Origin of the sequence: Pantoea sp. OXWO6B1, assembly GCF_001641135.1 — a bacterium.
GTDB lineage: Bacteria > Pseudomonadota > Gammaproteobacteria > Enterobacterales > Enterobacteriaceae > Pantoea > Pantoea allii.
In genome coordinates this window covers 1161591-1183507 of record NZ_LWLR01000001.1, presented here as the reverse complement: position 1 = coordinate 1183507, position 21917 = coordinate 1161591, and the positions used below count along the sequence as shown (strand labels likewise).

General features: G+C 55.4%; 20 protein-coding genes. 13 read left to right on the top strand and 7 right to left on the bottom strand.

Features of this window, described 5'->3' with window-relative positions; translation table 11 throughout:
- Positions 1–251: 251 nt before the first annotated feature.
- The 7 genes from A6A26_RS07760 to A6A26_RS07730 all read left to right on the top strand — a co-directional run bounded on the left by A6A26_RS07760 (position 252) and on the right by A6A26_RS07730 (position 7140).
- On the top strand, positions 252–1274 hold the full coding sequence (locus A6A26_RS07760) for a LacI family DNA-binding transcriptional regulator (protein WP_063878203.1): 1023 nt from the start codon (positions 252–254) through the stop codon (positions 1272–1274).
- A gap of 376 nt (positions 1275–1650) precedes the next feature.
- Positions 1651–2397 carry an ATP-binding cassette domain-containing protein gene (locus A6A26_RS07755; protein ID WP_162287595.1) on the top strand — a complete coding sequence of 249 codons (747 nt, stop codon included), beginning with the start codon at positions 1651–1653 and terminating at the stop codon, positions 2395–2397.
- Between the two features lie 22 nt (positions 2398–2419).
- The gene (locus A6A26_RS07750; protein WP_162287594.1) at positions 2420–3421 is read left to right on the top strand and encodes an ABC transporter permease; all 1002 of its coding nucleotides are present in this window, start codon (positions 2420–2422) and stop codon (positions 3419–3421) included.
- A gap of 3 nt (positions 3422–3424) precedes the next feature.
- Positions 3425–4504 (top strand): phosphotriesterase family protein, encoded by a 1080-nt coding sequence (locus tag A6A26_RS07745; RefSeq protein WP_063878200.1) that lies wholly within the window; start codon positions 3425–3427, stop codon positions 4502–4504.
- Between the two features lie 12 nt (positions 4505–4516).
- Positions 4517–5272, top strand: coding sequence for a glutamine amidotransferase (locus A6A26_RS07740; protein ID WP_063878199.1), 756 nt, complete (start codon positions 4517–4519; stop codon positions 5270–5272).
- Positions 5273–5277: 5 nt separating this feature from the next.
- Positions 5278–6387, top strand: a complete 1110-nt coding sequence (locus A6A26_RS07735; protein ID WP_172823919.1) for a M20 family metallopeptidase — start codon at positions 5278–5280, stop codon at positions 6385–6387.
- A gap of 117 nt (positions 6388–6504) precedes the next feature.
- On the top strand, positions 6505–7140 hold the full coding sequence (locus A6A26_RS07730; protein WP_063878198.1) for a Vat family streptogramin A O-acetyltransferase: 636 nt from the start codon (positions 6505–6507) through the stop codon (positions 7138–7140).
- Between the two features lie 9 nt (positions 7141–7149).
- Here A6A26_RS07730 and A6A26_RS07725 read toward each other — a convergent pair whose 3' ends face one another.
- Positions 7150–8058, bottom strand: coding sequence for a LysR family transcriptional regulator (locus A6A26_RS07725; RefSeq protein WP_063878197.1), 909 nt, complete (start codon positions 8056–8058; stop codon positions 7150–7152).
- Between the two features lie 103 nt (positions 8059–8161).
- Between A6A26_RS07725 and A6A26_RS07720 the strand changes: the two genes are divergently transcribed.
- Positions 8162–8791, top strand: a complete 630-nt coding sequence (locus tag A6A26_RS07720) for an NADPH-dependent F420 reductase (protein WP_063878196.1) — start codon at positions 8162–8164, stop codon at positions 8789–8791.
- A 129-nt stretch (positions 8792–8920) separates the two neighbouring features.
- Here A6A26_RS07720 and lptG read toward each other — a convergent pair whose 3' ends face one another.
- Together lptG and lptF are read right to left on the bottom strand one after the other, a co-directional pair.
- Positions 8921–9997 carry an LPS export ABC transporter permease LptG gene (gene lptG / locus A6A26_RS07715; protein ID WP_063878195.1) on the bottom strand — a complete coding sequence of 359 codons (1077 nt, stop codon included), beginning with the start codon at positions 9995–9997 and terminating at the stop codon, positions 8921–8923.
- Positions 9997–11097 carry an LPS export ABC transporter permease LptF gene (lptF, locus tag A6A26_RS07710; protein WP_063878194.1) on the bottom strand — a complete coding sequence of 367 codons (1101 nt, stop codon included), beginning with the start codon at positions 11095–11097 and terminating at the stop codon, positions 9997–9999. Before lptF ends, lptG begins: the two co-directional genes overlap by 1 nt.
- 268 nt (positions 11098–11365) lie before the next feature.
- On the opposite strand from lptF, the gene pepA reads away from it, so the two are divergent.
- The 4 genes from pepA to A6A26_RS07690 all read left to right on the top strand — a co-directional run bounded on the left by pepA (position 11366) and on the right by A6A26_RS07690 (position 16854).
- On the top strand, positions 11366–12877 hold the full coding sequence (pepA, locus tag A6A26_RS07705; protein ID WP_013024392.1) for a leucyl aminopeptidase: 1512 nt from the start codon (positions 11366–11368) through the stop codon (positions 12875–12877).
- Between the two features lie 69 nt (positions 12878–12946).
- Positions 12947–13405: a DNA polymerase III subunit chi gene (locus A6A26_RS07700; RefSeq protein ID WP_063878193.1), complete on the top strand. Its 459-nt coding sequence runs from the start codon at positions 12947–12949 to the stop codon at positions 13403–13405.
- A gap of 5 nt (positions 13406–13410) precedes the next feature.
- Entirely contained in the window at positions 13411–16266 is a 2856-nt protein-coding gene (locus tag A6A26_RS07695; RefSeq protein WP_063878192.1) for a valine--tRNA ligase, read from the top strand.
- Positions 16267–16344: 78 nt separating this feature from the next.
- Entirely contained in the window at positions 16345–16854 is a 510-nt protein-coding gene (locus A6A26_RS07690; RefSeq protein WP_063878191.1) for a GNAT family N-acetyltransferase, read from the top strand.
- Here the strand turns inward: A6A26_RS07690 and A6A26_RS07685 are convergent.
- The 4 genes from A6A26_RS07685 to rraB form a co-directional block, all read right to left on the bottom strand.
- Positions 16849–17634 carry a histidine phosphatase family protein gene (locus A6A26_RS07685; protein ID WP_063878190.1) on the bottom strand — a complete coding sequence of 262 codons (786 nt, stop codon included), beginning with the start codon at positions 17632–17634 and terminating at the stop codon, positions 16849–16851. The genes A6A26_RS07690 and A6A26_RS07685 overlap by 6 nt on opposite strands.
- 10 nt (positions 17635–17644) lie before the next feature.
- Entirely contained in the window at positions 17645–18973 is a 1329-nt protein-coding gene (locus tag A6A26_RS07680; protein ID WP_063878189.1) for an OprD family porin, read from the bottom strand.
- A 366-nt stretch (positions 18974–19339) separates the two neighbouring features.
- Positions 19340–20101 carry a tRNA isopentenyl-2-thiomethyl-A-37 hydroxylase MiaE gene (locus A6A26_RS07675; protein WP_063878188.1) on the bottom strand — a complete coding sequence of 254 codons (762 nt, stop codon included), beginning with the start codon at positions 20099–20101 and terminating at the stop codon, positions 19340–19342.
- A gap of 57 nt (positions 20102–20158) precedes the next feature.
- Positions 20159–20581 carry a ribonuclease E inhibitor RraB gene (gene rraB, locus A6A26_RS07670; protein WP_063878187.1) on the bottom strand — a complete coding sequence of 141 codons (423 nt, stop codon included), beginning with the start codon at positions 20579–20581 and terminating at the stop codon, positions 20159–20161.
- A 163-nt stretch (positions 20582–20744) separates the two neighbouring features.
- Between rraB and argF the strand changes: the two genes are divergently transcribed.
- The gene (gene argF / locus A6A26_RS07665; RefSeq protein ID WP_063878186.1) at positions 20745–21752 is read left to right on the top strand and encodes an ornithine carbamoyltransferase; all 1008 of its coding nucleotides are present in this window, start codon (positions 20745–20747) and stop codon (positions 21750–21752) included.
- Positions 21753–21917 lie beyond the last annotated feature (165 nt).

Sequence of the window (21917 nt, the reverse complement as noted above, 5' to 3'; positions counted from 1 at the left end):
GGGCAAATATCGTAGGAAGGGCTTATTCAGCCTGAACCTGAATAACGTCGTTTCTGTTCACTGTCCATTATGGTGAACACCTGAAACGGGTTAAGCCGGTTTGGGAGTGACTCCCGGGTAATGCGGTAAACTGTCTCTACCATTCTCTTCCGCTCAGTTTTTGTCAAGCGAATATTTTATCGCCAGGCCTGACGCAAAAATACTGTATCCGTTGCGCGTAACTGTGTTACAGATAGCCGATTCTGGGCAACATGGCTGTGGATATGATCAAAAAACGGGTGCTGTTATCCGACGTAGCGACGCTGGCCGGGCTGTCAAAAGCGACCGTATCCCGCTATATGAATCAAAGCATTATGCTGCCGCAGGACACCATCGACCGTATCGAAGCCGCCATTCGCCAACTGGATTATCGCGGCAACAGCCTGGCACGCCGTCTGAGCAAAGGCGGCAGTGAAACCTTAGGCCTGGTGCTGCCCGATATCACCAACCCCTTCTTCGCCGAACTGGCGGACGCGGCGGAAGAAGCCGCTTCGGCCCACGGCTACAGCCTGGTGCTGTGCATCACCCGTAACCATCCCGGCAAAGAAAGCCAGTTTATTCGCTGGCTGGATACCTGCCAGGTGGATGGCCTGCTGTTTACCACCAACCACCCGGATAACGGACTGCTGCGTAAGGAAATTAACCGCCATCAGCGCATTGTGCTGCTGGATGAAGATATTCCCGGCAGCCTGGTGCCAAAAGTCTTTGCCGATAACGTGCAGGGCGGTCGTATTGCTACCGAAAAACTGATCGCTGCCGGTCATCGTCACATCGCGTTTGTGGGCGGGCCGGATGAACTGATGAGCGTGCGCGAACGCTATCAGGGTTTCTGCACCGCCATGAAGCAGGCAGGCCTGGACGTTCCCCCCGAGTGGGTGATGTACGGCGAATACCAGCGCACCTTTGGAGAACAGGCGCTTCAGCATCTGTTCAGCCGGACGCACCGCCCGACCGCCGTGTTTGCCGCCAGTGATTATCTGGTGCTGGGCTTGCTGGATGGCCTGCGCGCGCGCGGGCTGCGGGCTCCCGAGGCGCTGTCGCTGGTGGGATTCGACGACGCCACCTATGCAGATTTTACCCAACCCCGCATTTCCACCATTCGCCAGCCCGCCCGGGAACTGGGCCAGACCGCGGTTAACATCATGCTGCGCATCCTGAATGACGAAGCCGATATCCCCGCCGAAACCCGTCTTGCGGTGGAATGGGTGGCGCGTGATTCCATACAAATTTGCTAACTGCGTCCCAAAATGGCGCAAAAGCGCACAATTTTAGCGCAAATAACGAGCTTTTTGATTTCTCAGCGTTATAGTTAGTAAACCGGTTTACCAGAAATTAACATTTAAACGTGTTCAAAAACAACTGGTTAGGCCGCGTGTGTAATGCCTGTGCTGCAGGCTGGCACGGATGCTGCAATAGCGTATCTGGCAAGCAAATATCGTTACAGCGGTTGTTCAGAGGTTATGCATAAAGGCTTTATCTGGCAGGTAAACCGGTTTACAAGGGCGTAAACCGTGCAGGATAACGCTTTTTTACCTCCGTTCAGCTTTTCCCGTGAGTGGTGATGGGAGTTATCGAATGCAGCAATTACATACTGCCCCGGCACGGGTAGAGATGGTGAATATCACCAAAACCTACGGCGCGATACGTTCCCTGCGCGGCGTCAATTTACAGCTGGCGCCTGGCGAAGTGCTGGGCCTGGTGGGCGATAACGGCGCGGGCAAGTCCACGCTGACCAAGGTGCTGTCTGGCGCGGTGGTGCCCACCAGCGGCACGATTCGTATTGATGGAGAACCGCAGCATTTCAGTAATCCTGCGGATTCACGCCGCTGCCATATCGAAATGGTTTATCAGGATCTGTCGCTGTGCGACACGGTCGATGTGGCAGGCAACCTGTTTATGGGACGCGAGCCGATGAAATCGATCCTCGGCATTCCCTTTCTCGATCAGGAAAAAATGCATACCGATGCGCGGGAAATGCTGAAAGGTCTGGGCATCTCCATTCCCGACACGCGTTTGCTGGTGCGCAATCTGTCTGGCGGACAACGCCAGGCTATCGCCATCGCCCGCGCGGCCGCCTTTGATCCCAAAGTCCTGATCATGGATGAACCCACTGCGGCGCTTGCCGTGGCCGAAGTCGAAGCGGTGCTGGAACTGATTCGTCGGGTGTCGGCGCGCGGCGTCAGCGTGATCCTGATTACCCATCGCTTACAGGATCTGTTCCTGGTCTGCGACCGGATCATGGTGATGTACGAAGGTACGAACGTGGCAGATCGCCGGGTGGCGGACACCGACCTGAGCGAGATCGTCAATCTGATCGTGGGCGAAAAATTTGTCGCCCGCTCTGCGGCGACGCACTGAGCGAGGTAACAGGATGACTATCATGAATCTGAGCGGTTCCCGTATGGCCCAACACTCGTTGCCGCGTCGCCTGCTGCACAACCACTCTGGCGTGGTCAGCATCGCGCTGTTTTTTGTGTTCTGTTGCGTGGTGTTTTCCCTGATCACCGGCAACTTTCTCAGCAGTGCCAACTGGCTCAATATTATTCGCCAGAGTGCGCCCTTGTTGATCGTGGCCACGGCCATGACGCTGGTGATCACCACCGGCGGGATCGATCTTTCCGTGGGATCGACGCTGGCGCTGGTCGGTGCACTGTCGGCTATCGCACTGAATAGCTGGGGACTGCCCTGGCCGGTCGTGTTGCTGGGTGGCCTGCTGCTGGGCGCGCTGGTCGGTGCCATCAACGGGTTCTTTATCGCCTATGAAGGCATTCCCGCCTTTATTGTGACGCTGGCGACCTTAGCCGTGGTACGCGGCGTGGCGCTGCTGATTACCCAGGGTTACTCCATTCCCATCCCTGCCGACAGCCTGTTTGCCTTGATGGGCCGCGCTAAGGTGCTGGGCGTGCCGATGCCGGCACTGATTGGCATCGTGGTGCTGATTGTCGGCCATATCGTGCTGAACCATATGCGTTTTGGTCGTTATGTGACGGCGATTGGGGCGAATGCCGAAGGCGCGCGCCGCAGTGGGATTAACACCAAAGCCGTGACCATGAAGGTGTATATCATCAGCGGGATGGCCGCCGCGCTGGCGGGCATGATTATTACCGCCCGTCTGGGCAGCGGTTCATCTAATCAGGGCGAAGGATTCGAGTTGCAGGTGATCGCGGCCGTGGTGCTGGGCAGTACCAGCCTGTTCGGCGGCTTCGGCACCGTGATTGGTACGCTGCTGGGCGCGCTGTCGATCGCCATTATCCAGAACGGTCTGATCCTGTCTCATATCTCGCCGTTCTATACCCAGATTGCCACCGGCACCATCATTCTGCTGGCGATCTGGCTGAACACCCGCATTCTCAATCCGACCCGCGCGGCGGCGAAAGGATAGCCGATGAAACACTCCATTTTTCGGCATCCGGACCCTCTGCCGCTTGGCATCCACAGCGGTTATGTCATGACGGTGCTGGGGCCGCTGCCGCTCAGCGAGATGGGCGTCACACTGATGCATGAACACATTCTGCTGGATGCGTCCGGCAAGTGGGTGCCGCCCTGCTGCTGTGGCGATCGCCATTTAGCGGACATGCCGGTGAGCATGGAAAACCTGGGCGAGCTCTCACTCAACCCGTTAATCAGCCGCGACAACTGTCAGCTGTTTGATGTGGATTTGGCGATTGAGGAGCTGATGAAGTTCCGTGCGCTCGGCGGTGAAACGGTGGTCGATCCGACCAATATCGGCATCGGACGCGACCCGAAAGCCCTGCAGCGCATCGCGCGTCTGACCGGGCTGAACATCATCATGAGTACCGGCCTGTACCTGGAACCTTCGCACCCGGAGTGGGTGAAAACCCTCAGCATTGAAGAGCTGGCTGACAAGCTGATTTACGACCTTGGTGGCCGGGAAGACAAACCCGACGTACTCGCCGGGTTGATCGGCGAGATCGGCGTGTCCAGCCGCTTTACCGCCAGCGAGGAGAAATCCCTGCGGGCGGCGGGCCGCGCCAGTGCAGCAACCCGGGTGCCGATTGAAGTTCACCTGCCCGGCTGGGAACGGCTGGGCCACAAGGTGCTGGATATCCTGGAACACGAAGGAGCCGATCTGCGTCATGTGGTGCTGTGCCATATGAACCCCAGCTTTGCCGACAAGCGCTATCAGCGTGAACTGGCCCAGCGCGGCGCGTTTCTGGAATACGACATGATCGGCATGAGCTATTACTACGCCGATGAGTCCGCTCAGTCACCGTCCGACGAAGAGAACGCCCGCGCTATCCGCGAACTGATTGATGACGGCTTTATCGAGCAGATTTTGCTGTCCCAGGACGTATTCCTGAAAACCATGCTCACCCGCTACGGCGGCCACGGCTATGGCTACATCCTTAAACATTTTGTTCCGCGCCTGAAACGCCACGGCGTCAGCGGCGAACAACTTGAAACCTTAATGATTGCTAACCCACAGCGCGTATTTGGTGGGTAAGGGAGAAGCGTAATGCAGAAGAACATTTTACTGGTCGGCGAATCCTGGACCAGCACATCCGTACACGTTAAAGGCTTCGATCAGTTTGCGACCGCCACCTGGCACAACGGCGCAACCGACTTTATGGCAGCGCTGGCAGACAGTGATTATGCCATCACCTATATGCCCGCCCATGCAGCGGCGACGGCGTTTCCGCTGACCCTGGCGGGGCTGCAACAGTGGGACGCCATCATTCTGTCGGATATCGGTGCAAACACGTTGCTCCTGCACCCGGATACCTGGCTGAAGAGCCAACGCACGGCGAATCGCCTGACGCTGATCCACGATTATGTGGCGGCGGGCGGTGCCCTGATGATGATTGGCGGCTACTTCAGTTTTCAGGGCATCAATGGCGGCGCGCGCTATCGCAACACGGCGGTGGAAAAAGTGCTGCCGGTGCGTTGCCTGGCCTGGGACGACCGGATTGAAACGCCCGAAGGCTGCTATCCCAACGTGACGGAATCCCACGCGGTGTTTGCCGATTTGCCGGGCGAGTGGCCGTGGCTGCTTGGCTATAACGAGGTGGAAATGCATCCCGAAGGCAAGCTGCTGGCCACCGTCGCCGGCACGGATCATCCACTGCTGGCGGTGCGCGAATATCAGCAGGGCCGCTCACTGGTGTGGACCAGCGATATGTCGGCCCACTGGCTGCCGCAGGAGTTTTCCCAGTGGCAGGGCTATCGTCAGCTGTGGATCAACTGCCTCGACTGGTTAACGGTACGCCACTGATGACGATCACCCGCACGGCGGATCTGGCGTTACAGTTGATCCGCTTTGATACCATCAATCCGCCGGGTAACGAAGCCGCCTGTATGCAGTTTTTTGCCGACTGGCTGGGGGAAAACGGCTTTGAGGTCACGCTGTCCACCTTCGGTGAAGGCCGCCGTAACCTGATAGCCCGGATGTCCGGCGATCAAGACGGACCTGCGCTGGCGTTTACCGGGCATCTGGATACGGTGCCGCTTGGCAATGCCGACTGGCAACACGATGCTTTTGGTGAGATCGCGGGCGATCGGCTCTACGGTCGGGGATCGAGCGATATGAAGGCGGCCGTCGCCGCCTTTGCTGTGGCCTGCGTTACGCACCAGCAGGCGATTCGGCAGGGTACGGGCGTTGTCCTGCTGATCACCGGCGGTGAAGAAACCGGCTGCGACGGCGCGCGGGCGCTCATCGAAAACGTCACGCTGCCCGAGGTCGGGGCGCTTATCGTGGGCGAACCTACCGCGAATTATCCGGTTATCGGCCACAAAGGCGCACTGTGGCTGCGCTGTGAAACCCGGGGGAAAACCGCCCACGGCGCGATGCCGGAGCTGGGCATTAATGCCATTTACCTGGCGGCTGATGCGCTGGGTAAAATTCAACATTTCTCACCCGGCGCGCCGCATCCACTGATGAAGCAGCCGACGATCAACGTCGGGCGCATCTCTGGTGGCCTCAACATCAACTCCGTGCCTGACCGCACGCAGTTCGACGTGGATATTCGTAGCGCCCCCAATCTTGAGCACGCCACCATTCGCCAGCAGCTCACCACCTTACTGGGTGAAAGTGTGACGGTTTCCACGCTGGTGGATCTGCCTGCCGTGCTGAGTGAAGGCGATCAGGCATGGATTCAGGCGGTTTATCAACGATGCCAGCCACTGCATGATGCACCGCTGGTGCCGCGGATTGTGCCCTACTTTACCGATGCTTCACTGCTGTTGCCCGCGCTGGGCAATCCGCCCTGCATTATTCTTGGCCCCGGCGAGCCGTCGATGGCGCATCAGACCGATGAATATTGCCTGCTGAGCAGGTTAGACGAGGCGGAGACGCTGTATGGTGCGTTGATTTGTGACGGGATAAGCTGACCACCAGGTACTCTTCTGAAAGGGTGTTATGCTGATGAAGTCGCCGCCGCAGACGTGAGCGCATCACCTTAACGTCGCGCGCTAGCGCTACCCTGAGGTCAGCTAAAAGGAGCCTTTATGAACGGACCCAACCCCGCAAATCCTCATCCATTGCCAGGCTTTCCACAAGTGTGTTTTATCAAGAACACCCTTCGCAATCCCAATATCATCGTGGGTGATTACACCTATTATGACGATCCGCTGGACGCGGAAAACTTCGAGCGTAACGTGCTTTACCATTACCCCTTCATCGGCGACAAGCTGATTATTGGCAAGTTTTGCGCCATTGCCAAAGGTGCGCAATTCATAATGAATGGGGCCAATCACAAAGTGTCCGGCATCTCGACGTACCCGTTTCAGATCTTTGGCAACGGCTGGGAAAAGGTGATGCCGGGCGAAGGCGATCTGCCCTACAAAGGCGACACGGTGATCGGTAACGATGTGTGGATAGGCTATGAGGCGCTGATCATGCCCGGCGTTAAGGTAGGTAACGGCGCGATTATCGCTTCCCGTTCCGTCGTCACCTCGGACGTGCCAGCCTACACGGTCGTCGGCGGTAATCCCGCGAAGCCCGTCCGTGCCCGCTTTGCCCCAGAGGTCGTGGCCCAACTGGAGTCGCTGGCGTGGTGGGACCAATCACCGGCATGGATTACTGCGCACCTTGAGCAGATTGTGTCGGGAGATGTGGAGGCGCTGCTGGCGTGCCAAAAGTAGCCTCGGGAATCAGTCCGTTGTGCTGCGGTGCAGACCAAATGTCTGATTAATGGCATCAACAAAACTGCGAATTTTCACCGTCTGACGTCGACCTGCGGGGATTAACATATTCATTGGCCGCGTAGGTCCATCGTATTCAGGCAAAATCTGTATAAGTCGGCCTTTTTCGATCTCTTCATTCAGCACATCGGCCGGGCCGAGCGTCACACCATGTCCTTCCAGTGCTGCGTGCAACAGCGCCTTCCAGTCATTAGAACGGAAGCGACCCTGTGGTTTTACTTCCTCAACCCTGCCAGCGCGTTGAAAATGCCAACGACAAGGCATGGACGGTGACCAGATGCCATACACCAAACACACGTGATCCATCAGGTCTGCGGGCGTTGCGGGCATGCCCATTCGTGCCAGATAGGTGGACGAAGCGCAGGCAATCAACCGATAAGGCTTAAGCGGATACGCAACTAATGAACTGTCCGTTAATTCACCAATACGAATCACTACTTCGTACCCTTCTTCGAACGGCTCAACTAAGCGGTCGCTAAGTTCCAGGTCAACCTGAATTTCCGTATAGCGTGCCAGATAACGGGTAATAAAAGGTGCCAGAGTGAACGCCCCGAAAGTCAGGGGCGCGCTCACCTTTAGTGTGCCTGAAGGTGTGCTTTTCATCTCCATGGCAATCGCGTCGGCCTCTTCCGCCTCTGCCAGAACAACCTTGCAGCGTTCATAATAATTACGGCCAACATCCGTCAGACTTTGCCGCCGCGTCGTGCGGTTCAGCAGCACCGTGCCCAGTCGCGTTTCCAGGCTGGCGATATGTTTTGCCACCATTTGAGGTGAGAGTCGAAGCTGCTCGGCTGCCGCAGCAAAGGAGCCGGCCTCTGCGGCTTTGACAAAAACATTCATGCTGGTAAGCCTGTCCATCATTCCCTCTTTTTTGTTGTTTATCTTGCTCTTAACTGCGTATTTATCAACCAAATATTTTTAATTAACGTGAGTGCTATCGACAATACTGGAGGACGACATAATGAAAATCGGCATTATTGGTGCAGGGTTTGTTGGACGAGCGATCGCCAGACTGGCAACCCAGGCAGGCCATCAGGTGATGTTAAGTAACTCTCGCGGACCGCAGACACTATTTAGCCTGAAACCTATGATTGGCTGCGAAGCTGGCACCGTAGAGGAAGCGGCGGACTTTAGCGACATGGTGGTGATTGCCGTGCCACTTAACGCTGTGGCACATCTTCCATCATCACGACTAAAAAATAAGCTAATAATTGATGCGGTAAACTACTATCCCGAGCGCGATGGACAGATTGCAGAACTGGATAACGGTACGCTAACCACTAGCGAAAGACTGGCCCAGCAGTTCCCTGACGCGACCGTCGTAAAAGCGTTTAATGCCATTCAGATGACCGACCTGGAGGTTCAGGGGCTGCCTGCAGGCGATGCGAACCGACGTGCACTGCCGTTGGCAGGGGATGATGAGCAGGCTAAAAAGCGTGTCGCTACGTTATACGACACGTTTGGCTTCGATCCGGTCGATGTGGGGCCGTTAGCTGAAGGCTGGCGTTTCGAACGCGGGACGCCAGTATATTGCGTACGCATGACACGCGCTCAACTGAAGGCCGCGCTGGCAGGCACTTCCCGTCGCTGAAACAGGTTCAGGGCGACAGGGCATCGCACCTTATGTCTGTGACAGGCATCCTTAGCCTGAAATAACGTTTTATTGTCTGCCCGCCCATTAAAAAAGGCCGCATCGCGCGGCCTTTCTGACTGTCAGCATTTAGCGCCGTTTTATCAGCATAAACAGACTGATGGCAAAGAAGGCAAAGCTTGGCAGGATCGCGCCAAAAATGGGCGGCAGGCCGTAGACCAGGCTGAGTGGACCAAAAATCTGATCCAATACGTAAAACAGAAAGCCGAAGCTGATCCCGGTGACCACGCGGACGCCCATCGAGACGCTACGCAGCGGACCAAAGATAAACGACAGCGCCATCAGCATCATGACCGCCACGGACAGCGGCTGGAAGATTTTGCTCCACATATTGAGCTGATAACGGCCAGCTTCCTGCCCACTTTGCTTCAGGTATTTACTGTAATCATAGAGGCCGGTAATCGACAGCGCATCCGGGTCCAGCGCCACCACGCCCAGTTTGTCTGGCGTCAGATTCGTTTTCCATTCCCCGCCCAGACTCTGTGAGCCGGTAATTTGTTTCGGATCGGTCAGATTCGACTCATCTACCTGGGACAGAACCCACAGCTTCTTGTCTTTATCCCATTTAGCTGTCGCAGCATAGCGGACGCTCTGTAAACGGCGATCGTCATTGAAGCTGTAAATGCTGACGCCGTCGATTTCATTGTCGCCTTTCACGCGCTCAATATAGATAAAGTTGTTGCCGTCTTTGGCCCACAGGCCGCTCTGGGTTGACACCAGCGCACCACCGTAGAGCTGCTGAGCGCGGAAGTTACGCGCCATCTGCTCGCCCTGTGGGGCAACAAACTCACCGATAGCCATGGTCAGCAGCACCAGCGGAATTGCCGTCTTCATGACCGACAGGGCGACCTGCATACGGGTAAAGCCCGCTGCCTGCATGACGACCAGTTCACTCCGCTGCGCCAGCGTACCCAGACCTAACAGCGCCCCCAGTAAGGCCGCCATCGGAAAGAAGATTTCAATATCTTTCGGCACGCTCAGCAAGGTGTAATAGCCCGCATCCAGAGCGCTGTAGGCACCCTGTCCGGTTTTACGCAGCTGATCGACAAATTTGATAATGCCGGACAGCGAAACCAGCATAAACAGCGTCATCAGGATGGTATTAAATATCGTTTTACCGATATAGCGATCGAGAACGCGAAACATCAGACCGATCCTCCGCGTGTAAAGCGCGCACGAATTCGACGCATTGGCACGGTATCCCACAGGTTAAGCAAGATCGCCAGCGTCAGATAACTGAGATTCACTACCCACATCCAGATGGCCGGATCAAGGCGGCCTTTGGCACCGCTTGAGCGCAGCGAACTCTGCAGCAGGAAGAAAATCAGATACAACAGCATCGCAGGCAACATTGAGAGCACGCGGCCCTGACGCGGGTTGACCACGCTGAGCGGCACCACCATCAACGCCATCACCAGCACGGAAAAGACCAACGTGAGGCGCCAGTTGAGCTCGGCTTTAAACTCTGGCGTTTTGTTGGCTAACAGCGTGCCGAACGTGGCCTGATCCACATCGTTAGGATCGAGTATTGCCTGCTTATAGCCCACGTAGGCCTGGTAGTTGGTGAAATCGGTGATACGGAAATCGCGCAGCAGCGCCGTTCCCTCAAAGCGCGTCCCTTTGTCCAGGGTCACAACCTGTGAACCGTCTTTCTTTTGTTCCATGTGCCCGCTGTCCGCCAGCACCACAGAAGGTCGGGCATTGCCTTTCGGCCGTAGCTGCGCCAGGAAGACGTGACCAAACTGATTGCCCTTGACGTTCTCAAGGAACAGCACGGCGCTGCCATCGCTGGACGTCTGGAACTGTCCCGCAGCCAGTGCCGCAGTACCAGGGTTGGCCTTGGCATTTTGTGTGACCTGCTCCTGATAGCGCGACGACCAGGGGCCCAGCCAGATGACGTTCACCGCTGCCACCACCGAGGTGAACAGCATCAGCACCATCGCCGCCTTGACCAGCACCGCCTTGCTCAGGCCGCAGGCGTGCATTACGGTAATTTCACTTTCCGTATACAGCCGCCCGAGCGTCATCAAAATCGCCAGAAACAGGCTTAGGGGTAAAATAAGTTGCGCCATTTCAGGCACGCCAAGTCCTAACAGCGTCAGAACAAGGTTTGTCGGCACTTCGCCATCCACCGCGGCCCCTAAAATCCTTACCAACTTCTGACAGAAGAAGATCAACAACAGGATAAACAGGATAGCCAGCTGGCTTTTGAGCGTTTCCCGAACCAGATATCTAATAATGATCACGCTTAATACGCCTGTGAAAACTTGTCTTTTTGCAGGAAAATCGCTAATTTCAACGCTTATTAGCCATTTTTCTTCATAAATGGCCGTCGTCGACGCTAGAAATGTATGGTAATCGCGTTTGGGTGATGAAAAAACAACATCTTGTCACCCTGATTCATTATGACCTCCAGCAGCACGCTGTCATGTTGCTTAGCTTAATAAATGGGTCACGAACGCGCTACATTCTAGCGGCAGCCGCGGCCGTTGTCTTTAAGATTCAGGAGAGTGCATGGAGTTCAGTGTAAAAAGCGGTAGTCCGGAAAAACAGCGCAGTGCATGCATTGTAGTTGGTGTTTTCGAACCGCGTCGTCTGTCACCGATTGCCGAGCAACTGGATAAAATCAGCGACGGCTATATCAGCGCCCTGCTGCGCCGCGGTGAACTGGAAGGCAAAGTGGGTCAGACGCTGCTGCTGCATCATGTGCCGAATATCCTGTCAGAGCGTATTTTGCTGATTGGCTGCGGTAAAGAGCGTGAGCTTGATGAGCGCCAGTACAAGCAGGTGATTCAGAAAACCATCAATACGCTGAATGACACCGGCTCGATGGAAGCCGTGTGCTTCCTGACCGAACTGCACGTCAAAGGGCGCAATACCTACTGGAAAGTGCGCCAGGCCGTCGAGACCTCGAAAGAGGCGCTGTATAACTTCGACCAGTTGAAGAGCAACAAAGCGGAGCCGCGTCGTCCACTGCGTAAGCTGGTGTTTAACGTGCCCACGCGCCGTGAGTTAACCAGCGGTGAGCGTGCGATTCAACACGGACTGGCGGTCGCCGCCGGGGTGAAAGCAGCCAAAGATCTTGGCAATATGCCGCCCAATATTTGCAATCCGGCTTACCTGGCTTCTCAGGCACGTCAGCTGGCTGATGCCTACAGCAAAAACATCACGACGCGCGTGATTGGCGAGCAGCAGATGAAAGAGCTGGGCATGAACGCCTATCTCGCCGTGGGTGCCGGATCGCACAATGAATCCCTGATGTCGGTGATTGAGTACAAAGGCAACCCGGATACCGACGCGCGTCCGATTGTGCTGGTCGGCAAAGGGCTGACGTTTGACTCCGGCGGTATATCCATCAAGCCTGCGGACAGCATGGATGAGATGAAGTACGACATGTGCGGCGCGGCCTCGGTCTATGGCGTGATGCGCATGGTCGCCGAGCTGAATCTGCCGCTGAACGTGGTGGGCGTGCTGGTGGGCTGTGAAAACATGCCGGACGGTAAGTCCATGCGGCCGGGCGACGTGCTGACCACCATGTCAGGCCAAACGGTTGAAGTGTTAAACACCGATGCTGAAGGCCGCCTGGTGCTGTGCGATGCGCTGACCTACGTGGAACGCTTCGATCCGGAAGTCGTCATCGATGTAGCGACCCTGACCGGGGCCTGCGTTATTGCGCTGGGTCATCACGTCAGCGGACTGCTGTCGAACCACAACCCGCTGGCGCATGAGCTGATTGGGGCCTCCGAGCAGTCCGGCGATCGCGCCTGGCGTTTACCGATGGCCGATGAGTATCAGGAACAGCTGGAATCCAATTTTGCCGATATGGCGAACATTGGCGGCCGTCCGGGTGGTGCCATTACCGCCGCTTGCTTCCTGGCCCGTTTTGCGCGCAAATATAACTGGGCACATCTGGACATCGCCGGTACTGCCTGGCGGTCAGGTAAGGCCAAAGGTGCCACCGGTCGTCCTGTACCGATGCTGTCTCAGTTCCTGTTAAATCGTGCCGGTCTGAACGGCGACGATTAATCGTACGGATAACCGACCCCATCGGGGCGGAGTTTACTCCGCCCTTCTTTTCGTTAAACAGGCAATTCGATGAAAAACGCAACCTTCTACGTGTTGGAAACCGATGCATCCAGCGAGGGCTTAACCGCCGTTGAAGCGCTGGTGTGCGATCTGGCGGAAACACGCTGGCGGGCCGGTAAGCGGGTGCTCATCGCCTGTGAAGATGAGCAGCAAGCCATTCGCCTTGATGAGGCGCTGTGGCAGCGCCCCGCCAACGCCTTTGTGCCCCACAATCTCGCCGGGGAAGGTCCGCGCTACGGCGCACCGGTAGAGCTGGCATGGCCGCAGCGTCGGGGGAATTCGCCACGCGACCTGCTGATTAGCCTGCTGCCGCAGTTCGCAGATTTTGCTACTGCTTTCCATGAAGTGATAGACTTCGTTCCTTACGAAGACGCTCTCAAACAGCTGGCGCGCGATCGCTATAAAGCCTATCGCAGCGTTGGCTTCCAATTGAATACGGCAACGCCGCCACAGCCGCAAACGACATAGCAGAAATGGATAAGACATATAACCCGCAAGATATTGAGCAGCCGCTTTACGAGCATTGGGAAAAGCAGGGCTACTTCAAACCGAATGGCGACACCAGCCAGGAAAGCTTTTGCATCATGATCCCGCCGCCGAACGTCACCGGTAGCTTGCACATGGGTCACGCCTTCCAGCAAACGATCATGGACACCATGATTCGCTACCAGCGCATGCAGGGCAAAAATACCCTGTGGCAGGCCGGTACTGACCACGCAGGCATCGCCACCCAAATGGTGGTAGAGCGCAAGATCGCGGCAGAAGAAGGCAAAACCCGTCAGGATTACGGTCGTGATGCGTTCATCGACAAAATCTGGCAGTGGAAAGCCGAATCCGGCGGAACGATTACCCGTCAGATGCGCCGTCTGGGCAACTCGGTTGACTGGGAGCGCGAGCGTTTCACCATGGACGACGGTCTGTCCAATGCGGTGAAAGAAGTCTTTGTGCGCCTGTATAAAGAGAACCTGATTTACCGTGGCAAGCGCCTGGTGAACTGGGACCCGAAACTGCGTACCGCCATCTCTGACCTGGAAGTGGAAAACCGCGAGAGCAAAGGCTCTATGTGGCATATCCGCTATCCGCTGGCAGAGGGCGCGAAAACCGCCGACGGTAAAGATTATCTGGTTGTTGCGACCACCCGTCCGGAAACCCTGCTGGGCGATACCGGCGTGGCCGTTAACCCGGAAGATCCACGTTATAAAGATCTGATCGGCAAGTTTGTGATGCTGCCGCTGGTTGATCGTCTGATCCCGATCGTCGGTGACGAGCACGCGGACATGGAAAAAGGCACCGGCTGTGTGAAAATCACCCCGGCGCACGACTTCAATGACTACGAAGTGGGCCGTCGTCATAAGCTGCCGATGATCAACATCCTGACCTTCGACGGCGATATCCGCGACAGCGCGCAGGTTTACGATACCAACGGCGAAGCCAGCACCGCTTACAGCGACGCGATTCCTGCCGCGTTCCAGAACATGGAGCGCTTTGCCGCGCGTAAAGCCATCGTCGCGGCGGTAGACGCGCTTGGCCTGCTGGAAGAGATCAAACCTCACGATTTAACCGTGCCTTACGGTGACCGTGGTGGCGTTGTTATCGAGCCGATGCTGACCGACCAGTGGTACGTGCGCACGGCACCGCTGGCCAAAGTGGCGGTGGAAGCCGTGGAGAACGGCGACATTCAGTTCGTGCCGAAGCAGTACGAGAACATGTACTTCTCCTGGATGCGTGATATTCAGGACTGGTGTATTTCCCGTCAGCTGTGGTGGGGCCACCGTATTCCGGCCTGGTACGACAATAACGGCAACGTCTATGTGGGCCGCACAGAAGACGAGGTGCGCAGCGAAAACAACCTGGCAGCCGATGTCGCACTGCGTCAGGACGATGACGTGCTGGACACCTGGTTCTCATCGGGCCTGTGGACTTTCTCAACGCTGGGCTGGCCGGAAAACACCGAAGCCCTGCGCACCTTCCACCCGACCAGCGTGCTGGTGAGTGGCTTCGACATCATCTTCTTCTGGATTGCCCGCATGATCATGCTGACCATGCACTTCATCAAAGATGAAAACGGCAAGCCGCAGGTGCCGTTTAAAACCGTCTATATGACCGGTTTGATCCGCGACGAAGAAGGCCAGAAAATGTCGAAATCCAAGGGCAACGTGATTGACCCGCTGGATATGGTTGACGGTATTTCACTGGAAGCGCTGCTGGAAAAACGCACCGGTAACATGATGCAGCCTCAGCTGGCGGAAAAAATCCGCAAGCGCACCGAGAAGCAGTTCCCGAACGGCATCGAGCCATCGGGTACGGATGCCCTGCGCTTTACGCTGGCGGCGCTGGCCTCGACCGGGCGTGATATCAACTGGGACATGAAGCGCCTGGAAGGTTATCGCAACTTCTGTAACAAGCTCTGGAATGCCAGCCGTTTTGTGCTGATGAATACCGAAGACCAGGACTGCGGTCAGAACGGCGGCGACATGACGCTGTCGCTGGCGGATCGTTGGATTCTGACGGAATTCAACCACACGGTAAAAGCCTACCGTGAGGCGCTGGACAGCTATCGCTTCGATATTGCGGCGAACATCCTGTATGACTTCACCTGGAACCAGTTCTGTGACTGGTATCTGGAGCTGACCAAGCCGGTGATGAACAGCGGCAGCGAAGCAGAACTGCGTGGCACCCGCCATACGCTGGTCCATGTGCTGGAAGCGCTGCTGCGCCTGGCGCACCCGATTATTCCGTTTATCACGGAAACCATCTGGCAGCGCGTGAAGGGCCTGAAAAACATCAGCGATGACACCATCATGCTGCAGCCGTTCCCGCAGTACGACGCGGCGAAAGAAGATGCTGAAGCTAAGGCCGATATCGAGTGGATGAAGCAGGCAATCATCGCCGTCCGTAACATTCGTGCAGAGATGAACATCGCGCCCAGCAAGCTGCTGGATGTGCTGCTGCGTGACTGCTCCCCTGCTGCCCAGCGCCGCGTTGAGGCGAACCGTAACTTCCTGTCACGCCTGGCGCGGCTGGAAAGCCTGACCATTCTGCCTGCGGGCGAGAAAGGTCCGGTTTCGGTGACCAAAATCGTCGAAGGCGCAGAGCTGCTGATCCCGATGGCGGATCTGGTGGATAAAACCGCCGAGCTGGAGCGCCTGGCCAAAGAGCTGCTGAAGCTGGATGTGGAAATCGAAAAAATCCAGACCAAGCTGGCGAATGAAGGCTTTGTCTCGCGCGCACCAGAAGCGGTCGTCGCCAAAGAGCGCGAGCGCGTTGCTGAGATGGAACAGTCAAAAGCAAAACTGATTGAACAGCAGGCGGTCATTGCGGCATTGTAAGCATCGTAGCTGACAGCTTATTCATAAAGCCGGGCTTGCCCGGCTTTTTTTTGACCTCGTACAAATCCGGAAGAGATGATGACGACCAGTGCCAACCCGCGTTTTGACCTCCTGGTGCGGCCGATTACGGCGGCCGACAATCCGCACATCGCCCAGGTGATTCGCAACGTATCGGCCGAGTTCGGCCTTACGGCAGACAAGGGCTATACCGTATCCGATCCCCAGCTTGACCACCTGTTTGAGTTGTACAGTGCCGAACAGAGCGCCTACTGGATTATTGAATATCAGGGCAAGGTGGCTGGCGGCGGCGGTGTTGCGCCTCTCGCCTGTAGCGCACCTGACATTTGTGAACTGCAGAAGATGTATTTTCTGCCGACGGTGCGCGGTCAGGGTCTGGCGCGCGAGCTGGCGCTGCGGGCGATGGATCATGCACGCCGCCACGGCTTTCGCCGCTGCTATCTCGAAACCACCGCCAGCCTGACACGGGCGATTAAACTCTATGAGTCACTGGGCTTTGAGCATATCGACAGCGCGATGGGCTGCACCGGCCATGTCGACTGCGAAGTGCGGATGCTAAAGGCACTATAAGCCGCGCTCGACGTAGCGCATGTCGTTAACGGACTCAATGACGAACTCTCCGCTATCTGTGTAGCGCAGCCGTGTAACGCTCGCATTTTCGAGCGACTGCTTTAACGACGTATCGCCAAGGGCTTGCAATAGCGCGGTAATCGCCATGCCATGGCTGACGACCAGCACATTACCACCGCCCTGCTGCTGAGCCTGCTGTGCAATTTCTGTCATGCTTTCGAGCATGCGTTTTGCCACCTGCTGATAGCTTTCAGCCTGTCCGGTGGAGTTGATGCCCGGCAGTGAGGCTGTACCCGACGCTTCGGCCCGATGAATAGCATCAATAATCCCGTCAATGTGAATCTTACCTGCGCTGAATGCGTTCATCATCGCCGCATCAGAGGTATAGCCAGCCTGAAGCGCCGCAGCAGTAATCATATTCTTATCCAGATCACCTTCATAAAGTCCAAAACAGACTTCGCGCAATCCTTTATGTTCATTAAGCGTGGGAATCCGCTTCCATGACTTCATAGCACGTTGCGCGGTTTCTCTGGCCCTGCCAGCATCACTGGACCAGGCTGCGATGAAAGTAAGAGGCTGAAGTCCTCGCCCTAACTGCTCCGCTACCGCCGCCCCAGAAGCGGTTAGCGGCGTATCGGACCAGCCCTGTGCGCGCTGCACCGTGTTAAACATTGTTTTGCCATGCCGCGTAACAAACAGGGTCACATCGGCGGCGATGGCTTCGCCTGCGAGAGTCCCCACCATCATAAAAACCAGCAATGCTTTAACTATTCTTTTCATCGTATTTTCCTTATTTAAACAGGTTTAATTTATACTCAACCGCAATCTCCGCAGACAGGTTGGGAGAACGCATATACCTTCCTTGCGCATTAAAAACGGGTGTTTCTTTATTATTTTTGTAGGACCAGCCATAGCCGAACAATGTAAAAATCGATAAATTCTTCAGGGCGGGATGAGGTTCAGTGAAACGATTGATGAGCGCAAATTCCCCCGAACGTATACGCTGATGACGATAAGTAAACTGTCCATAATTAATCTGAATGCCACTAAACACGCCTTTTGAGATTTCAAACATCGTCTGCGACACCAGCGCAAGTTCTTTATCGCGGGTGTAATCTTTTCCGGCAGAAGTCAGCGAGTTAAAACGACCACGGGTATTTTTGGTCAGCGGGCGCGCATAATATCCCACCGCATTATGTTTGGGCGCGGCGCTCCAGGCGGCAGCGAATTTATGTGTCCATCCAGTGTTAATCCATTCAGCTTCACCAACATAATGCCACGCGTTATCATCGAACGATCTTGTGCTGGCGGACATCCTTTTATAATTTTCCAGCCCCTGACTGCCATAAACTTGAGAGGACAAACGCCAGTGCGGAGAAAGGGAGTAACTCGCTTCGATAACATGGCGACGCTGGTAGGCGTCCGCTTCGCCAAATGCATAAGTGAACCGTCCGCGTTCACCGTTATAGCTCAGGCCGCCCGTATAGATCGCAGCAATTTTCCGTTTGTCCTGCGTTTGTAGGGCAAGACTGTCTGGCGAGTCGTGTCGGATCGTTTTCGTCACGTAAGCCAAATCCAGCCGCACCTTCTGTCCGCTGAGCATGCCGCTATAGCCTAAGTAACTATTGCGTGATAAGCGGTCAGTGGTGGTCAGCACGCCGGTATTTTTTAATGCCTGCCAGCCCGCTTTCCCTTCCAATCCTGCGTGCCCGTCGCCCAGCTTCACTTTCAGATAGCGCTGACCAAACTTGCTAAAGCCATGCGCATCAGCTTTTCGCTGATTACCGCCGCTGTCGTAAAGCAGGCCGCGCGTAGCAAAGTTGTCGCTGGCTGCCAGCCTGATCGCTCGGGTATAGGTTGCATCAAATCCCAGCCAGTCCCACAGATAGCCGGAACGAAAATTCAGACTGGCCGCCTGTCCCCAGGCATTATGAACAGTGACAGGCTGTGCTTCATTTTCCTTGAGATACTTCCAGTGATTACGCAGCCTGAGATTGAACTGAGAATCGCGCAGGAAAGCGGAGTCAGAGAGCGCTAACGCTTGCGAAGACTCAGCCCATGCAACAGGTGGCTGCAAAAAGGGCAAGATAAATAGCGAAATACAGGTCTTTCTCCTCATTTTATGAATCCTTCCATTAAACGCTTTTCAGGAAAAGTGGCTTCAAAGAAAGTCGCTAATTCTGTTTCCGGGTTATACCCGACGAAAAAAAACCCGATTCATAATCCTCTCTGGCAGAGAAGAATTATGAATCAGGTTTTGCTTGAAAAATAACAACCCTAATTCGGCAAGAGCAATATACTTATTCCGCAAATAAAAATCAGAGCAGAAAAAACATTCTGTGATGAGTGACGCAAATTATATTTATCTGAGGTAACGCATTCGCATTAAACTAACACTTAATATTTATCTTTTTATTATAAATAAATTCTATCTGATTACATTTACAAACAGTAAACGGTCATAGATAGAGACCGTTTACTCTCATCAGAACGCCGGCACACCGCTGTGAAAGCGCAGCGCCGTGTCCGGCTCAGCAATGAGCTTCGCCTCTGCCTCACCAATCGCCCGCACGCGCGCCGTAATATCTTTTGGCGAAATCTGCGCCGCCAGCGTCAGATAGTCCTGATAATGACGGGCTTCTGAGCGCAGCAACGAGATATAGAACTTCTCTAATTCGCTGTCCAGGTAAGGTGCCAGGCTGGCGAAACGCTCGCAGGAGCGCGCCTCAATATAGGCACCGCAAATCAGCTTATCCACCAGCGTATCGGGTTCGTGGGTGGTCACTTCACGCAGCAGACCTTTCGCATAACGGCTTGAGGTGATTTTCTGATAAACCAGCCCACGCGACTGCATAATTTCCCACACCTGATAAAAGTGGTGCAGCTCTTCTTTGATCAGCAGCACCATCTTCTCAACCAGATCGTCAGCCCACGGCAGTTCGTTACGTACGATAATGGCTTTGGTCAGCGTTTTATGCGCATTGATAAAATCGCTGTCGCCGTCCTCACGAAAGATAAAATTCTCGTAAGGCTTCAGCCAGGCCAGAATCTGGTCACCGCTGGGCTTGTCGGCAACGTATTTGCGGATCAGCCACACCGCGGTTTGGGCCGCTTTGAGTTCGCACACCAGATGATCGGTGAGCAGCAGAGTCAGGTTTTCCGGTTTGCGCGCCTCATCAATCCAGGCCTGAGGTGTGCGGCAGCGTAAAAACTGATGTATGGGTTCAAGTAAGGGTGCGTAATTCATGACGGTCAGACAACACAGGGGAACAGAAAAGGCGGAGCAGGCTCCGCCCGGCGTTAATTAATGACGAATACCGTTGTCGTCTTCGTCGATAGCCTCGCCGTCGTCTTCATCGTCATCCGGGGCATTGGGATCTTCGAAATAGGTGCCCCAGCCGTCGTAGTCAACGTTGTATTTCGCCACCAGGTTTACCAGTTGCTCTACCTGGGCATCGATGATTTCCGCTTTCAGCGCGCCTTCGCTGAGAATGTCCACGCACATCACGGTCGTGCCGTCTTCCAGCTCCAGCTCTTCTGGCTCGGTGACTTCATAGCCCAGTTTAAAGGCATCCACCGCCGCTTTTTCGAGTGAGTCGAAGTTGTTACAGGAGAGATGGTGCTCAATGGTATAGAGCGCATCGGGATCGCTGCCATCCTCTAACAGTTCTTCGATGATCAGCCGCGTCTCTTCACGCTGCTCTTCCAACAATGCTTCAAATGCCATGGCGATATCCTCTCTGAGTTCGGCAATAAGTGATTATTTTCCCATACTGCCTGTCGCGCCACTACACAAAACATAAAAGATTATTCTCGTCAGGGTTGAAAATGCATATTCATACGGTTAGATTGAATTTTAATTCATTATGAAACCCGTACCGGAGTGCTGTATGAGTCAGTTGTATCAACGTCATTTCCTCAGGCTGCTGGATTTTACCCCGGCGGAAATTGACTATTTGCTGAGCCTGTCCGCCGAATTAAAACGCGCAAAAAAAACCGCCAGTGAAACCCAATACCTGAAAGGCAAAAACATCGCGCTCATCTTCGAAAAAGACTCGACCCGTACCCGATGCTCTTTCGAAGTTGCCGCATACGATCAGGGTGCAAACGTGACTTACCTCGGCCCAAGCGGTAGCCAGATCGGCCATAAAGAGTCGATGAAAGATACCGCGCGCGTGCTGGGCCGCATGTATGACGGCATTCAGTACCGTGGTTACGGCCAGGCGCTGGTCGAAACCCTGGCTGAACATGCCGGTGTACCGGTCTGGAACGGCCTGACCACCGAGTTCCACCCAACGCAGCTGCTGGCCGATCTGCTGACCATGCAGGAACACCTGCCAGGCAAGCCGCTCAGCGAGATGACGCTAGTGTACGTGGGTGATGCGCGTAACAACATGGGCAACAGCATGCTGGAAGCCGCCGCGCAGGTTGGCTTAGATCTGCGTATGGTCGCGCCACAAAGCTGCTGGCCGGAAGCCGGACTGGTGGCACAATGCCGTCAGGTCGCAGAGAAGACCGGCGGCAAAATCACGCTGACAGACGATATCGCCGAAGGCGTTAAAGGTGCCGATTTCATCTATACAGATGTCTGGGTTTCCATGGGTGAAGCGAAAGCAGTGTGGGAAGAACGCATTGCCCTGCTGCGCAACTACCAGGTGAACAGTGCAATGCTGGCGCTGACCGGCAACCCGCAGGTGAAATTTCTGCACTGCTTACCGGCATTTCATGACGATCAGACCACGCTGGGCCGTCAGATGGCGGAACAGTATGGCCTGCAGGATGGAATGGAAGTCAGCAATGACGTCTTCGAATCGGCACACAGCATCGTCTTTGACCAGGCGGAAAACCGTATGCACACCATTAAAGCGGTGATGGTAGCCACCCTGGGACAGCGCTGATCGGGCAACCGCAAACGTTTACCTGCTGCGCGATTTTTCCTTGATGCCCATTCCTGATGGCGTATAATGCGCCACAATTTGCCGGAGGAAACATGCAACAGCATCGTGGACAATGTGACGCGCTACCTCGCCTCAATGCAGGCGGCACCGCTGTTTCTTTCCGTC